The organism is Tsuneonella deserti, from assembly GCF_014644315.1.
Lineage (GTDB): Bacteria > Pseudomonadota > Alphaproteobacteria > Sphingomonadales > Sphingomonadaceae > Tsuneonella > Tsuneonella deserti.
The window spans coordinates 445001-459211 of sequence record NZ_BMKL01000001.1; the positions used below are offsets into that span (position 1 = coordinate 445001).

At 63.5% G+C, this 14211-nt stretch carries 11 protein-coding genes, 3 tRNA genes and 2 rRNA genes (1 of these 16 running past the window's edge); 11 read left to right on the forward strand and 5 right to left on the reverse strand.

Annotation, left to right across the window (positions count from 1 at the left end; genetic code table 11):
• The 3 genes from IEW58_RS01970 to IEW58_RS01980 form a co-directional block, all read left to right on the forward strand.
• Positions 1 to 2473 (forward strand): 23S ribosomal RNA (locus IEW58_RS01970); it begins 320 nt to the left of the window's first position.
• Between the two features lie 113 nt (positions 2474 to 2586).
• A 5S ribosomal RNA gene (rrf, locus tag IEW58_RS01975) occupies positions 2587 to 2701 on the forward strand.
• Positions 2702 to 2812: 111 nt separating this feature from the next.
• A tRNA-Met gene (locus tag IEW58_RS01980) sits at positions 2813 to 2889 on the forward strand.
• 317 nt (positions 2890 to 3206) lie between these two features.
• Here the strand turns inward: IEW58_RS01980 and IEW58_RS01985 are convergent.
• Positions 3207 to 4970: a DEAD/DEAH box helicase gene (locus IEW58_RS01985; RefSeq protein WP_188643588.1), complete on the reverse strand. Its 1764-nt coding sequence runs from the start codon at positions 4968 to 4970 to the stop codon at positions 3207 to 3209.
• Between the two features lie 180 nt (positions 4971 to 5150).
• On the opposite strand from IEW58_RS01985, the gene IEW58_RS01990 reads away from it, so the two are divergent.
• Entirely contained in the window at positions 5151 to 5504 is a 354-nt protein-coding gene (locus IEW58_RS01990; protein ID WP_229658389.1) for a response regulator, read from the forward strand.
• Between the two features lie 42 nt (positions 5505 to 5546).
• Here the strand turns inward: IEW58_RS01990 and IEW58_RS01995 are convergent, their stop codons facing one another.
• Together IEW58_RS01995 and IEW58_RS02000 are read right to left on the reverse strand one after the other, a co-directional pair.
• Positions 5547 to 6746 (reverse strand): CaiB/BaiF CoA transferase family protein, encoded by a 1200-nt coding sequence (locus tag IEW58_RS01995; RefSeq protein WP_188643590.1) that lies wholly within the window; start codon positions 6744 to 6746, stop codon positions 5547 to 5549.
• Positions 6743 to 7543, reverse strand: a complete 801-nt coding sequence (locus IEW58_RS02000; RefSeq protein WP_188643591.1) for a crotonase/enoyl-CoA hydratase family protein — start codon at positions 7541 to 7543, stop codon at positions 6743 to 6745. Before IEW58_RS02000 ends, IEW58_RS01995 begins: the two co-directional genes overlap by 4 nt.
• Before the next feature lie 109 nt (positions 7544 to 7652).
• On the opposite strand from IEW58_RS02000, the gene IEW58_RS02005 reads away from it, so the two are divergent.
• The 3 genes from IEW58_RS02005 to IEW58_RS02015 are packed head-to-tail and all read left to right on the forward strand — an operon-like array spanning position 7653 to position 10432.
• Positions 7653 to 8801: an acyl-CoA dehydrogenase family protein gene (locus IEW58_RS02005; protein WP_229658390.1), complete on the forward strand. Its 1149-nt coding sequence runs from the start codon at positions 7653 to 7655 to the stop codon at positions 8799 to 8801.
• Positions 8802 to 8817: 16 nt separating this feature from the next.
• A complete protein-coding gene (locus tag IEW58_RS02010; protein WP_188643592.1) occupies positions 8818 to 9573 on the forward strand; it encodes an acyl-CoA dehydrogenase family protein in 756 nt (251 codons plus the stop codon).
• Between the two features lie 55 nt (positions 9574 to 9628).
• On the forward strand, positions 9629 to 10432 hold the full coding sequence (locus IEW58_RS02015) for a crotonase/enoyl-CoA hydratase family protein (protein WP_188643593.1): 804 nt from the start codon (positions 9629 to 9631) through the stop codon (positions 10430 to 10432).
• On the opposite strand, the gene IEW58_RS02020 is transcribed toward IEW58_RS02015, so the two are convergent.
• Positions 10433 to 11209: an acyl-CoA thioesterase gene (locus tag IEW58_RS02020; protein ID WP_188643594.1), complete on the reverse strand. Its 777-nt coding sequence runs from the start codon at positions 11207 to 11209 to the stop codon at positions 10433 to 10435.
• A 132-nt stretch (positions 11210 to 11341) separates the two neighbouring features.
• Here IEW58_RS02020 and IEW58_RS02025 point away from each other — a divergent pair.
• Together IEW58_RS02025 and IEW58_RS02030 are read left to right on the forward strand one after the other, a co-directional pair.
• Positions 11342 to 11415, forward strand: a tRNA-Cys gene (locus tag IEW58_RS02025).
• Positions 11416 to 11477: 62 nt separating this feature from the next.
• Positions 11478 to 11553 (forward strand) — tRNA-Thr (locus IEW58_RS02030).
• Positions 11554 to 11750: 197 nt separating this feature from the next.
• Here IEW58_RS02030 and IEW58_RS02035 read toward each other — a convergent pair.
• A complete protein-coding gene (locus tag IEW58_RS02035; RefSeq protein ID WP_188643595.1) occupies positions 11751 to 13040 on the reverse strand; it encodes a recombinase family protein in 1290 nt (429 codons plus the stop codon).
• Positions 13041 to 13050: 10 nt separating this feature from the next.
• Here IEW58_RS02035 and IEW58_RS02040 point away from each other — a divergent pair, with 10 nt between their 5' ends.
• Positions 13051 to 13392 carry a NifU family protein gene (locus tag IEW58_RS02040; protein WP_188643596.1) on the forward strand — a complete coding sequence of 114 codons (342 nt, stop codon included), beginning with the start codon at positions 13051 to 13053 and terminating at the stop codon, positions 13390 to 13392.
• Between the two features lie 127 nt (positions 13393 to 13519).
• Positions 13520 to 13858 (forward strand): hypothetical protein, encoded by a 339-nt coding sequence (locus IEW58_RS02045; protein WP_188643597.1) that lies wholly within the window; start codon positions 13520 to 13522, stop codon positions 13856 to 13858.
• Positions 13859 to 14211: the final 353 nt, after the last annotated feature.

Sequence of the window (14211 nt, forward strand, 5' to 3'; positions counted from 1 at the left end):
TTTCAACTAGCAGAACACTTTGGAAAGAGTGGCCATAGCGGGTGACAGCCCCGTATGCGAAAGTGATGATGAAGGACTCGAGTAGGGCGGGACACGTGAAATCCTGTCTGAACATGGGGGGACCACCCTCCAAGCCTAAATACTCGTATGTGACCGATAGTGTACTAGTACCGTGAGGGAAAGGTGAAAAGCACCCCGATTAGGGGAGTGAAACAGTTCCTGAAACCGAATGCTTACAATCAGTGGGAGCTCCATCGGGAGTGACCGCGTACCTCTTGCATAATGGGTCAGTGACTTAGTGTATCATGCAAGCTTAAGCCGTTAGGTGTAGGCGCAGCGAAAGCGAGTCTGAATAGGGCGACAGAGTATGATGCATTAGACCCGAAACCCGGCGATCTAGGCATGACCAGGCTGAAGGTGCGGTAACACGCACTGGAGGGCCGAACCGTTGCATGTTGAAAAATGCTCGGATGAGTTGTGTTTAGGGGTGAAAGGCCAATCAAGCCGGGAAATAGCTGGTTCTCCGCGAAATCTATTGAGGTAGAGCGTCGGACGTATGCCGATGGGGGTAGAGCACTGGATGGGCTAGGGCTGCGCGAGCGGTACCAAACCTAACCAAACTCCGAATACCATCGAGTCTTATCCGGCAGACAGACGGCGGGTGCTAAGGTCCGTCGTCAAAAGGGAAACAGCCCTAACCTACAGCTAAGGTCCCCAAGTCATCACTAAGTGGGAAAGCATGTGGGATTTCCAAAACAACCAGGAGGTTGGCTTAGAAGCAGCCATCCTTTAAAGAAAGCGTAACAGCTCACTGGTCTAAATAAGAGATCCTGCGGCGAAGATGTAACGGGGCTAAAGTGATGCACCGAAGCTTAGGGTTCAGATCTTTGATCTGAGCGGTAGCGGAGCGTTCCGTAAGCGAGTGAAGCGGGAGGGTAACCGACCGTGGACGTATCGGAAGTGCGAATGCTGACATGAGTAGCGACAAAGAGGGTGAGATGCCCTCTCGCCGAAAGACCAAGGGTTCCTGCGCAACGCTAATCGGCGCAGGGTGAGCCGGCCCCTAAGACGAGCCCGAAGGGGGTAGTCGATGGGAACCACGTTAATATTCGTGGGCCTGGAGATGTGTGACGGATCGTGGACGTTGTTCTTCCTTATTGGATTGGAAGGGCGGCCAAGCGGTTCCAGGAAATAGCCTCTCCGTATAGACCGTACCCGAAACCGACACAGGTGGTCAGGTAGAGTATACCAAGGCGCTTGAGAGAAGTATCCTGAAGGAACTCGGCAAATTGCCTCCGTACCTTCGGAAGAAGGAGGCCCTCTTTCTGCGCAAGCAGTTGGAGGGGGCACAGGCCAGGGGGTAGCGACTGTTTAGCAAAAACACAGGACTCTGCTAAGTCGGCTTCAAGACGACGTATAGGGTCTGACGCCTGCCCGGTGCTGGAAGGTTAAGAGGAGGAGTGAAAGCTCCGAATTGAAGCCCCAGTAAACGGCGGCCGTAACTATAACGGTCCTAAGGTAGCGAAATTCCTTGTCGGGTAAGTTCCGACCTGCACGAATGGCGTAACGACTTCCCCACTGTCTCCAGGATATGCTCAGCGAAATTGAATTCTCCGTGAAGATGCGGAGTACCCGCGGTTAGACGGAAAGACCCCGTGCACCTTTACTGCAGCTTCAGAGTGGCTGTGGGAAACAACTGTGTAGAATAGGTGGGAGGCTTTGAAGCTCCGGCGCCAGCTGGAGTGGAGCCAACCTGTGAAATACCACCCTGTTGTTTTCTACAGTCTAACCACGCACCGTTAGCCGGTGTTGGGACCCTCTGTGGCGGGTAGTTTGACTGGGGCGGTCGCCTCCTAAAGAGTAACGGAGGCGCGCGATGGTAGGCTCAGGACGGTTGGAAACCGTCTGCAAGAGTGCAATGGCATAAGCCTGCCTGACTGCGAGACTGACGAGTCGAGCAGAGACGAAAGTCGGTCATAGTGATCCGGTGGTCCCTCGTGGAAGGGCCATCGCTCAACGGATAAAAGGTACGCCGGGGATAACAGGCTGATGATTCCCAAGAGCTCATATCGACGGAATCGTTTGGCACCTCGATGTCGGCTCATCACATCCTGGGGCTGGAGCAGGTCCCAAGGGTTTGGCTGTTCGCCAATTAAAGTGGTACGTGAGCTGGGTTCAGAACGTCGCGAGACAGTTTGGTCCCTATCTGCCGTGGGCGTCGATTGTTGAGAGGAGTTGCCCCTAGTACGAGAGGACCGGGGTGAACATACCTCTGGTGTACCTGTCATTCCGCCAGGAGTGCAGCAGGGTAGCTATGTATGGACGGGATAACCGCTGAAAGCATCTAAGCGGGAAGCCTCCCTCAAGATAAGCAATCATCGAACCGTCGTAGACCACGACGTTGATAGGCCGGGTGTGGAAGTGCAGTAATGCATGGAGCTAACCGGTCCTAATAGTTCTGTTCGCGCTTGATGAATCTGCACCATCAACGTCAGTCCTGTGACTAGCGTTGGAGGAAGATCGTCCGGCCAGACGCTCATCAAAGAATAACGCATCGATTAAAAACCCAATTCGCTGGCTCCATTGCTTGGTGGCCATAGCGTCCGTGACCCACCCGATCCCATCTCGAACTCGGCCGTGAAACCGGACAGCGCCGATGGTACTAACGCTCAAGCGTTGGAAGAGTAGGTCGTCGCCAGGCATTGCAGCCAGCGAGTTGGGGGTTAACCCATTCACATGTCAGAGGGCTTCGGCCCTTCAAGAGGGCCTTTCGAGGCCCTCTTCGCGTCTCCGGCAGGCGCGTAAACGGTGCCGCGGGGTGGAGCAGTCCGGTAGCTCGTCAGGCTCATAACCTGAAGGTCGTTGGTTCAAATCCAACCCCCGCAACCATCGAAGCATTTTGCAACCCGCCTGGCCACGCGCCGAGCGGGTTTTTTTGCGTGCTAGCCCGGGGGCTGTTCTGGAAGGTGGTCGCTTCACCGATCGCCGGGTTTCGTGCGCAATATGCACAACATGCGGATCGCTGCGGTGCCAAGGTACCGGTTTGCAGGTGGGCGTGCACCACCTGTGGTGTCTCTACATCGGAATGCGAATGATCGGCGGCACCGGCGTCCGGGTAACGCTGGGCGGTGTGGCTGCGACCAGCTCTTGTGCCTCACCCGAAGGGCAGGACAGTAGCCGAGTTCGAAAGCCAACTTTGGCCAAGGTTAGGTCGGCCGGCGCCCTTTGTCCGGGGTTCCCTTTCGGTGCGGCTTCCGTGGCCAGATTTTTTTCCCCGGCGCTCCGGTGTTGGACGGCCGAGCGCGTTTCGGCGCGGATCGGTCGGGCGATCCCGCCTTGCGATGATGGCGCGCGGCGTCGCGCGGACTTTCGGCAGCAAGTTCAATCTGAACTTCGCCCGCATCCGGAGAATCCGCCGTGCGCATCACTGCGCGGGCGAACTTGTCGGAAATCGCGCGCGGGACCTGGAAGTGCGTTTCGTTCGGCCCGATGCGAATGGCGCCGATCTCGTTGCGAGTGATATGCCCGCGCCGGCAGAGCAGCGGCAGGATCCACCGCGGGTCGGCGTTCTGCCGCCGCCCGATGTCCATACGAAACCAAACGATATCCTCGAAACCGTCGCGGTGGCGCTGTTCGCGGTCGGCCGTTTCGGATTCCCTGGTATGTTCCACCAACTCCTCGGCGCGGGGCAGAGCTGAGCGGTGCGATCGCACCAACGAAGCGGCGATGTCTTCGGCGCTCAGTTTTCCCATCAATTCCGCGGCAAGTTCCCGGTCTTCCTCGTCGATCTCCGCCGGTTCGAGCAGCGCCTGCAACAGTCGCTGGCGATCGTTTGCCCGGATCGCCTCCGCAGTCGGCGCGGGGATCCATTCGGCCTGAATCTTCGCGCCGCGGAGCATTGATTCCACGCGCTTGCGCCGCGGATAGGGGACAATAAGGACCGCAGTGCCTTTCTTGCCCGCCCGGCCCGTCCGGCCCGAGCGGTGCTGCAGCGTCTCGGCATCCCTTGGGATTTCCACGTGTATGACGAGGCTGAGCGTCGGCAGGTCGATCCCCCGCGCAGCCACGTCGGTAGCGACGCAAACGCGTGCCCGGCGATCACGCAGGGCCTGCAGCGCGTGATTGCGTTCCGATTGCGAATGCTCGCCCGACAGCGCGACAACCGCGAAGCCGCGCTCCTGCAGGGTGGCGTGAAGTCGGCGGACGTTCTCGCGGGTCGCGCAAAACAGCATCGCGGTCTCCGCCTCGTAGAAGCGCAACAGGTTGACTACCGCGCTCTCGATTTCGGCCGGACTCACGGTGACCGCCTGGTAAGTGATGTCGCCGTGACCACGGTCGTCGCCGACGGTCGAGATACGCAGCGCGTTATCCTGGTACCGGCGCGCCAGGTTGGTGATCGCGGAGGGCATGGTCGCCGAAAACAGCAGTGTCCGACGTCCATCGGGCGTTGCGTCGAGGATTTCTTCCAGATCCTCGCGGAATCCCATGTCGAGCATCTCGTCAGCCTCGTCGAGGACGACCGTGCGCAAGGCCGAAAGATCGAGCGCGCCGCGTTCGAGATGATCGCGCAGCCGGCCAGGCGTGCCGACGACGATTTGCGGGCCGTCTCTCAGCGCGCGCCGCTCCTTCGAAGGGTCCATTCCTCCGACGCAGGTTGCGACCCGGCCACCGGCCTTGCCATATAGCCACACAATCTCGCGGCTAACCTGCAGCGCCAGTTCCCGCGTCGGCGCGATCACCAGCGCCAGGGGGCGGTCCGATTTTTCGGCCCGGCCATCGGGGTCCAGAAGTTCAGGACCCATGGCAAGTCCGAAAGCGACGGTCTTGCCTGAACCGGTCTGGGCCGAGACGATCAGGTCTCTGCCAGCCGCCCCTGGTTCGAGCACTGCGGCCTGGACCGGGGTGGGTTCGGCGTATCCCCGCGCGGATAGGGCATCGGCAAGGACGGCAGGGAGGTTCTGGAAGGACATCGGGCGTAGATAGGCCTTTTCACGCTCCGCGCACCCCCTAGATCGCCACCGGCGAAAGGTTCGTCGTTATTGTCCGAAATGGGCGCCCGGTGGAGTCGTTCAGGTTGCCCGGGTCGCTGCGGCCTTGCCAACGGGCCCTCTTTTGCGCACCAGAGAGGGCGACCGGAAAAGGGGGTGGCAATGGCCAGAATTCTCTTGGCTGAGGATGAGCCGCTGCTGCGCGAGCTCGCCATCGAAGACCTCACCGATGCGGGGCACGAAGTTGTCGCTGCCCGGAACGGAGACAGCGCGCTCGAAGTGCTGCATGGCGACCGCGGCTTCGACATTCTTTTTACCGATATCCGCATGCCGGGGCAGCTGGATGGCTGGGCACTGGCAACCGAAGCGAGGCGACTCGTTCCCGCGCTGAAGGTGATTTACTCGAGCGGTCTCGACGAATCGAGCGAGGAGCTCGGCCCGGACGATCGGATAATCCAGAAGCCTTACCGGCTCGACGCGCTGCTGGCCTTGCTGGGCGAGTTCCAGGTGGGTTGAGGCGGTTCGCGTCAAGCGGACCGCGCCTGAGCATCGCCAGGCTCAGCCAATTGCGCCCGATGTGATCAACCGGTCAATCTCGTCCTCGGCCAGGCCAATGACATCGCGCAACACCTCGCGCGTGTCTTCTCCCGCGCGCGGCGGGGCGCGGCGGTAGCTCGCTGGAGTTGCGGAAAGCTGCGCTGGAAAACCGAGGAACCGCACCTCGCTGCCGTCGCGGCGCGCGATCGAGTTCACCATGCCCCGGGCGACGACTTGCGGATCGGCCAGCGCCTCGGGGACGGTGTTCGCACGCCCGCTCGGCACGCCGGCCTCATTGAGCGCTGCGACGAGATCCGCCGACTGCCAGCGGCGAACCGCCGGATCGAGCAGTGCCAGAAGCGCGTCCTTGTTGGCGCTCCGCCCACTCATCGTGGCGAAGCGAGGATCTTCGGCCAGATCGCCCAGGCCGAGCACCCGCACCAGCTTGCCATACTGGCGGTCGTTGGCCGTGGCGATGAGGATGTCCCCGTCGGCGCAGGCGAACACCTGATAGGGCACGATGTTGGGATGCTGGTTGCCGAGCCGACGCGGCGGACTCCCGCCATTGAGCCAATTGGCCGCCTGGTTGCTCATCACCGCGAGTTGAGCGTCGAGCAGCGACAGGTCGATCCGCTGGCCTTCGCCGGTGGCATCCCGGTGGCGCAGTGCGGCGAGGATCGAGATCGCTGCGTAAAGCCCGGTCGTCAGGTCGCTGATGGGCACGCCCACCTTCGTCGGCGGGCCATCGGCGCTGCCGGTGACGCTCATCAGCCCGGAGATACCCTGGATCAGGAAATCGTAGCCGCCCCGGTCCTTGTCTGGCCCGGTCTGCCCGAAGCCGGTGATCGAGCACCAGACGAGGTCGGGCTTGATCTTTCTAAGCGTCTCGTAGTCGAGACCGTACTTCGCCAGCCCGCCGACGCGGAAGTTCTCGACGACCACGTCGGCGGCTGCGGCCATCCGCCGGATCAATTCTGCACCCTCGGAAGACGCGATATCGACCGCGATCGATCGCTTGTTGCGGTTGGCGCACGAGAAATAGGCGGAATCCGATGAGCCAGGGAGATTGGGAGGACCCCACGCGCGCGTATCGTCGCCCGCTCCCGGCTGCTCGACCTTGATGACCTCGGCCCCCAGATCGCCGAGAATTTGCGTCGACCAAGGCCCCGCGAGCACGCGCGACAGGTCGAGCACGCGAATCCCGTCGAGCGCGCCCTTCATCGGTCGGAGTATTCCGGCGCTCGCTTGTCGAGGAATGCCTCGATCGCTTCGGCGTGATCGGCGGTGTGGTGCGAAAGAGCCTGGTACGCGGCTGCCATTTCCAGGTGAGTGGGAAGCTTCTGGTCCATGCCTTCGCGCATGAGCCGCTTGGCCATTCGCGTCGCATGTCCCGGACTGGCCGCGATCGAGTGGGCGATCTCCCGCGCCCGCTCCAGAAGGCGGTCGGCCGGGAGGACCTCGCTAACCAAGCCCCATTGCAGCGCGGTCGCGGCATCAACCGGATCGCCCGTCAGCGTCATCTGGCTCGCTCGCGCGTAGCCGACGACCCGGGGCAACAACCACGCGCCCCCGCCGCCGGGAATGATGCCTAGCTTGACGTAGCTTTCCGCCACGACCGCGTTTTCGGCCATCACCCGCAAGTCGCACATCAACGTGATGTCGAAGCCCAGCCCGATCGCATGCCCGTTGATCGCGGCGATGACCGGCACCTCCAGTTCCCACAGCGTCTTGCCGATCGTCTGTACCGTGGTGCGGTAGAAGGTGCGCTGGTCGTAGGGCGATCCGGCGAACATGCCTTGCTTCTCGCGCATCGACTTGACGTTGCCGCCAGAGCAGAACGATTTGCCGGCACCGGTCAGCACCAGCGCCCGCACGGAGCGGTCCCGGGCAAGCTGCTCGCCAAGTGCGACGAATTCCGCGCTCTGCGCTGGTTCGGTGATGGCGTTGCGGTCGTCCGGCCGGTCCATCGTGACCGTCATCACCGCCCCGTCGCGTTCGATCCGCAGGAAATCACCCATTTGCAGCTACCTTTTCGCTTTGCTGCGGCTCTAGGAGGCCAGGGGCGCACGCGCCAAGTGCAAATCTCCGGTTGCCGCGCGCCGCCCGCTCGCGCAGACATTGCTGCAAGTGTTCGACAACCTCACTCTCGCCGCGATCCCGCCCGAAGACGAGGCGCTGCGCCCGCAGGTCCGGGCGCTGGCACGCGAAGCGGTGGCTGGGATGTCGCTCGAGCAGCGCGCCCGTTCGTGGATGGGCAGCGACGCGGAATTCAGCCGGACGCTCGGGGCGGCGGGTCTCCTCGGCCTGACCCTGCCGAAGGAGTACGGAGGTGGCGGCCGGGGGCCGTTCGCGCGCTTCGTCGTGGTCGAGGAACTGCTCGCCGCCGGAGCACCCGTGGGTGCACACTGGATCGCCGACCGGCAGAGCGCGCCGCTCATCCTGAACTACGGCACGGAGGATCAGCGCCGCTTTTACATTCCGCGCATCTGCCGGGGAGAATCGCTGTTCTGCATCGGCATGAGCGAGCCCGGAGCGGGGAGCGACCTGGCCGCGGTCCGCACCCGGGCCGAGCGGACGGATAAGGGGTGGCGGCTCACCGGCCAGAAAATCTGGACCACCGGTGCGCAAGCCGCCGACTACATGATCGCGCTGGTGCGCACCTCGGGCGGGCCCGAAGACCGGCACGCGGGGCTCTCCCAGGTGATCGTCGACCTCAAACTCCCCGGCATCACCGTGCGCCCCATCGAAGACATTGCGGGCGACGAGCACTTCAACGAAGTGTTTTTCGACGGCGTCGAACTGGACGAGGACGCGCTGATCGGGGCGGAGGGGCAGGGCTGGAGCCAGGTCACCGCCGAGCTCGCCTTCGAGCGCAGCGGGCCCGAGCGGATTTATTCGAGCCTCGTCCTGCTCGATGGCTGGATCGCGCACTTGCGACGCACTGGCCGCGCCGATGACGCCGTCACGGCGCTGGTCGGAGATTTCGTCGCCCGGCTCGCCGCGCTCAGGGCGATGTCGCTGGCATGCACCGCGCGGCTCGCGGCCGGCGAGAGCCCGGTCGTCGAGGCTTCGCTGGTCAAGGACCTCGGCACCAGCTTCGAACAGGAACTGCCGATCGCGATAGCGGACGATCTTGCCTCGCACGATAATCCGGTCGACCCGGACCTGATGCGCGCGCTGCGTTATGTCACGCGCGTCGCCCCGAGCTTCTCGCTCCGCGGGGGAACCCGCGAGATCCTGCGGGGAATCATCGCCCGCGGCCTGGGCCTTCGGTGATGAGGAGGGCGCGCCGATGAGCGGGACCGAGTTTCTCGAACCGTTCGAACGGATGGTCGGCCAGCTCTTCCCGCCCGCAAGGGTCCGGGAGATCGATGGCGGATCGGCTTGGGATCGAGAGCGCCAGGAAATCGAGGAGTCCGGCTTCATCGATTCCATGGTCGCGGAACACGACGGCGGGGCGGGCCTTTCGCTGTCCGATACCGTTGCTCTGTGGCGAGTTCTGGGACGGCACGCCGCGCCGCTTGCCATCGGAGAGGCAATGATCGACCGCGCCTCGCCGTCCGCCGTCCAGCATGAGGCGGCGCGGCTGCTTTTGACATCGGCCGCGATATCGGGAGCAGCCGACCACGTGCTTGTCGCCACGGTCGACTACGCGGGCACCCGCGTGCAGTTCGGCAAGCCGATCGGCCGCCAACAGGCTTTGCAGCAGCAGTTGGCGCTCATGGCCGAGGACTGCCTCGCCGTGCGGCTGTCGGTCGAACTCGCGGCCATGGGAGAAGCGCGCTGGCCCGCCACGCTGAGGACAGCGGCCGCCAAGACGGTTGCCTCTAGCGCGGCGCCGCGTATCGCAAGCGTGGCCCATGCCATCCACGGGGCGATCGGGATCAGCGAGGAATACGATCTCCAGCTTCACACCGGCCGCCTGCATCAGTGGCGCCTGGCGCTCGGCTCGGAAGGGCGCTGGAGCCGCCAGCTCGGCAGCGCGGTGCTGGCGTCGAACCTGACCGCGCTCGACTGGACCCGCGCCGAGCTCTTCGGCGAGGTCTAGACAGCGCGTCCCCCTTGCGCGACGGTGCGCCAAACAGGCGAGAGGGAACTTGGCGATGGAATTTCGGGCAAACGACCGCGTGTCGATCGAGCTGGGTGACGACGGCGTAGCGCAAGTCCGCCTGACCCGCGCCGACAAGATGAACGCGCTCGACGGCGCGATGTTCGATCGGCTGATCGAAGCGGGCCAATTCCTGCAGAACCTGAAAGGCCTGCGCGCCGTGGTGCTCTCCGGGGAGGGGCGGGCATTCTGCGCCGGGCTCGACCTGTCGAGCTTCGGACGCGAACGGCGCGACGAGCCGCCCCTGACCGAACGCACCTTCGGCAATGCGAACCGGGCGCAGCAGGTCGCGATGCAGTGGCGCAAGCTGCCCGTGCCGGTGATCGCGGCCGTGCACGGGGTCTGCTTCGGCGGCGGTCTTCAAATCGCGAGCGGCGCCGATATCCGCGTGGTGGCGCCCGATACGCGGATGGCGATCATGGAGATGCGCTGGGGGCTGGTGCCCGACATGGGTGGAATCGCGCTGTGGCGCGGCCTGATCCGGGACGACGTGCTGCGCGAACTCACGTTCACGAATCGCGAATTCACCGGGGCCGAGGCGCAGGCGATCGGCCTTGCCACTTACGTCGAGGAAGACCCGCTCTCACGCGCCGCCCATATCGCCGCCACCATCGCGGACAGGAATCCCCATGCGATGCGTGGTGCCAAGCGGCTGATCAATTCGATGGCCGACAAGAACACTGCCGATCTCTTGATGGAAGAGAGCCTCGAGCAGCATCCCCTGCTCGGCTCGCGCAACCAGATGGAGGCGGTGATGGCCGGGATGGAGAAGCGCAAGGCGCGTTTCGAGGACGTTTGATCAGCCGAAGATCGCGGCAGCCTGCATCCCGGCGAGGATCTGCTCACCCTCCGCGTTCCACAGCCTGAGGCGCTCGCTCGAATACCCGTGATCGGCGTGGTCGCTGGCCGCTTCGGCAAGGAACCAGCCATCGCGGGTGCGCGCTTCGGGATCGAGCAGGTTGAAGCTCCAGTTGATCGACGAGAGCGGCCCCTGCCGTTGCATCGCCCGCATGGACCCCGGCGGAAGCGCGTCGCCCAGCACGATCGCCTGGATGACGGGATCGAGACCCTCGCGGTCCTTCAGCCGTACCCACCGGCGAACGAGTGGCGGACCTTTTCCACGCTCGTCCTGGGCACGGCGTATCTCGAGGTTCTGGGTAAAGAAATTCGTCGGGCCCTGGCCCACGTCTTCGCAGTCCTCCGGCGCGCCCGGCCAGGGATCGGCCTTGCCAGCCGGATGGAGCGCGTTGGGCTCGCGCTCCTCCCCGAACAGCATGAGCGCGGTAAGCGCGAGCTTGCCGTCGCTCGCGATATCGCTGCGCACCTGCGTGACGTTGCGGCCCTGGCGCACCATCTCCACGCTGAAGGCGAGATTCGCCCCGACAGGAGCGACGAACCCGACCTGCGCTGCGCGAAACGGCGGCAGATCGGGCATGGCCCTGCGCACCGCCTGCAGCGCCAGGGCGGCCGAGGCTCCACCGAACAGGGTGCGTCCCTGCATCCAGTTTTCCGCCCCCGGCAGCGTGACGGGGCGAGTGTCGGCGGGAACCGCGTCGATCAGGTTGGCAAATCTCATAGGGGCGTTGAATAGCGAAACGAAACGCATTCGCCAGCCCTCTCGCACACGCCTCCCACAGGCGATTGCGTTGTGCCCGCCAAGCCGCTAGGGCGCCGCTTCCTCCGCGAGAGCGGGGGCCGTTGTGGGTTGGGCCCGATGGCGGAGTGGTTACGCAGAGGACTGCAAATCCTTGCACGCCGGTTCGATTCCGGCTCGGGCCTCCAATCCTTGCGATCCCATCGTGCATTGCGGGCTTCCGCAGTCGTCGTTATGGGGCCGCCGAAGTGCCGCTTTAGCTCAGTTGGTAGAGCACATCATTCGTAATGATGGGGTCACAGGTTCGAGTCCTGTAAGCGGCACCACCCAGTCCACGGCATTCGGGCCCACGAGAGCTCCGCCTACCAAGGGCCGGATTACCTCCGCACTTTCGGCCACTTATCGCAGACGCCAAGAAACTGATTGGTCCCAGAGACGCTTCGGAAGCGGTGTCAACCCGCCTTTCCTGGCCGAGTTCTCTCCTCGCCATTTGCCGGATACCATTTTGGATGGTGGGGGAGGTTCAGGCGAACCCGAACATCGCGCGCTGACCGTTCCAGTCGAGAGGGATGGTGGATGCACGCATGAGCCGGCGAGCAGTCAGCTCGACGGGCTGCCGGCCCTCAACGATTGCGGTGATGATATCCGGCGCAAGCCAGCTGATGCGCATGAGCCGTTCAATGTGCCGCCTGCCGAAGTGAGCAACAGCAGGATGGGGCTCGCCGCTGAGCGCCATCTGTTGGGCAGCATTCGCGTGCGCTACGAGTCTCAAGAGGATAGGGTCGGGGTCGCCGCTGCTTTCAACATCGTCGGGAGGCAAGGCGAGGCGTAGCTCATAGCCGCGTCGCGTGAGCTGCGCATCGAGAGTAGCCTCCAAAGCAGCGCCCTTAGTGGATGCTACGGTGATCGAGGTTTCAGTCAGCCGAACCGCGAGTCCGACTTCGAGTGCAACCTGCCGCTGCTCGGGGACCGACATCGAAGGCAGGGCCGCCGCCAGGTCGATGGCAAGCTCAAGCGCATCAAGATCGCCGGCATCGGTCGTCACAATATGCTCGCCGCGCTTGCGCAGGAGCGTGGCCATCGCACCGACCACCAGCTTGTCGAGGTCGCCCGCCGGTAGCCGCCACGGCTTGGAGGACGTGTCTCCGGATGCTTCCCTGGTGATGTAGTAGCGGTAGCGCTTTGAGCCCTTGCAGGCGTGCGTGGGTGTCATCTCCCGTCCATCGGGATCGATAATCATGCCTGTGAGAAGGCTCGGTACCTTTAGCTTGTAGCCGAGCTTTCGCTCGCTGCCATTTGCCTGCATCACGCGCTGCGCCTCGGTCCACAGCGCCTCGTCGATGATTGCTTCGTGCTCGCCCTTGTAGAGCTCCGCGCGGTGCCGCACCTTGCCGAGATAGATCGGGTTCCTGAGCATGACCGCAAGTGGCCCGCGCCCGAAGTACGTCCCGCCGATCGGACCCGAGCGGGTCTGGCGGACCTTGGTCGTGAGGCCCCGCTCGCGTAGCTCCTCGACCAGCGCCCTGATGGACTGCAGGGCTACATAGCGCTCGAAGATGGTCCGCACGGTTGCCGCCTCGCCAGGCTCGATAAGCAGCCGCCGGTCCTCGAGCCGGTAGCCCAGCGGCACCGGTCCTCCCATCCACATGCCCTTCTTCTTCGAGGCGGCTATCTTGTCGCGGATGCGCTCACCTGTCACCTCGCGCTCGAACTGCGCGAACGACAGCAGCACGTTGAGAGTAAGCCTACCCATGCTGTTGGTGGTGTTGAATGCCTGGGTCACGCTTACGAACGAGGCATCGGCTTTGTCCATAATATCGACGATGCGCGCAAAGAGCGACCGGGAGGGTCCGCTCGGCGAGGTGGAGAGACATATCGAGGAGGTCCTCGACCGTTACGTCCGGCATCTCCTGGCAAAGGATGGGGGCGAGGCCGCCCTGGTCCGGTTCGACGCGGCCGAGGGCACCGCGTGGGTGCGGATGGGCGGCGCCTGCGGCGGCTGTCCTTCGGGCACCACAACCCTCAAGCGAACCATCGAGCAGACGGTCGTGCGCTGGGTCCCCGAGGTCAAACGAGTTCACGCTGTGGCCGATGCGGGCACTCCGATGGAAGATCCCAAGGCTCGCTTTCGCCGTTGGGTCGCGGCAAAGTGGGGCAAGTCATGAGCCGCCTGAACATGGCCCCCTGAGATCCGTTGAGGCCAGCAGCCGCGTTCGCCAGGCGAACAGGGCAAGCGCACCGTACCGACAAGGCCGTCAGTAGACCGGCCGCTACAAGAGAGAAGCGAGTTCCATGGTGAATCAACGCGAGAAGGCGAAAGCGGAATTTCGCAGGATGATGGTGGTGATCGTCATCATCGCCGTGGCGATGGTGATCGGCGCCTTGGCGTGGCTGCATTCGCAGAGCCAATTGACCCTGCACATGGTGATCGCCAGCGTTCTCGGGGTGTTCTTTTCCGTGGTGCTCGGCACGGGCTTGTTCGCGCTGGCGTTCTTCAGCGACAAGAGCGGTCACGATACCAACGTGACCAACGCTTCCCGGCGGCACAACGCCAGCGCTTCGCCGGATGCGGCAGGTCGGGCTCCCGATGGGCCTCGCTCAACCGAAGACCGGCACACACCTCCAGGGTGAGTTTCCCTTCATAGCGGCGCACCAAATAGCAGGACCATTGTCAGCGTCATTGCCGATGGACGGGTAGTCTCTGACGTCGTCTCAACCGAGGACTGTTCAACGGGAGGTCCTCAGAGGTTGTCTCAAGGACTTTAGAGCCGCTCTGTCGAGGAAACAGTCCGCCCTTCGATAGCTTGAAGACCATGCGCGCGAATGTCCGCATTGGGGTCGTTTGCTGAAGGTCCGCTTTGCGCATCCGGCCGCCTAAGAGCCGACAGTCCGGAACCGACCCCATTGCGGACATCGGCCCATGGCAGTCAGCGCCCCAATTTCCGGACGTTCAAGATGAGCTCTTCAGTCCCCTGAAGCGGTCG

Excerpts from the sequence above, each read along its gene's own strand:
- IEW58_RS01985 (WP_188643588.1), bottom strand. The coding sequence starts at position 4,970 with ATGTCCTTCCAGAACCTCCCTGCCGTCCTTGCCGATGCCCTATCCGCG.
- IEW58_RS01990 (WP_229658389.1), top strand. The coding sequence starts at position 5,151 with ATGGCCAGAATTCTCTTGGCTGAGGATGAGCCGCTGCTGCGCGAGCTC.
- IEW58_RS01995 (WP_188643590.1), bottom strand. The coding sequence starts at position 6,746 with ATGAAGGGCGCGCTCGACGGGATTCGCGTGCTCGACCTGTCGCGCGTG.
- IEW58_RS02000 (WP_188643591.1), bottom strand. The coding sequence starts at position 7,543 with ATGGGTGATTTCCTGCGGATCGAACGCGACGGGGCGGTGATGACGGTC.
- IEW58_RS02010 (WP_188643592.1), top strand. The coding sequence starts at position 8,818 with ATGAGCGGGACCGAGTTTCTCGAACCGTTCGAACGGATGGTCGGCCAG.
- IEW58_RS02015 (WP_188643593.1), top strand. The coding sequence starts at position 9,629 with ATGGAATTTCGGGCAAACGACCGCGTGTCGATCGAGCTGGGTGACGAC.
- IEW58_RS02020 (WP_188643594.1), bottom strand. The coding sequence starts at position 11,209 with ATGAGATTTGCCAACCTGATCGACGCGGTTCCCGCCGACACTCGCCCC.
- IEW58_RS02035 (WP_188643595.1), bottom strand. The coding sequence starts at position 13,040 with ATGGACAAAGCCGATGCCTCGTTCGTAAGCGTGACCCAGGCATTCAAC.
- IEW58_RS02040 (WP_188643596.1), top strand. The coding sequence starts at position 13,051 with ATGCGCGCAAAGAGCGACCGGGAGGGTCCGCTCGGCGAGGTGGAGAGA.
- IEW58_RS02045 (WP_188643597.1), top strand. The coding sequence starts at position 13,520 with ATGGTGAATCAACGCGAGAAGGCGAAAGCGGAATTTCGCAGGATGATG.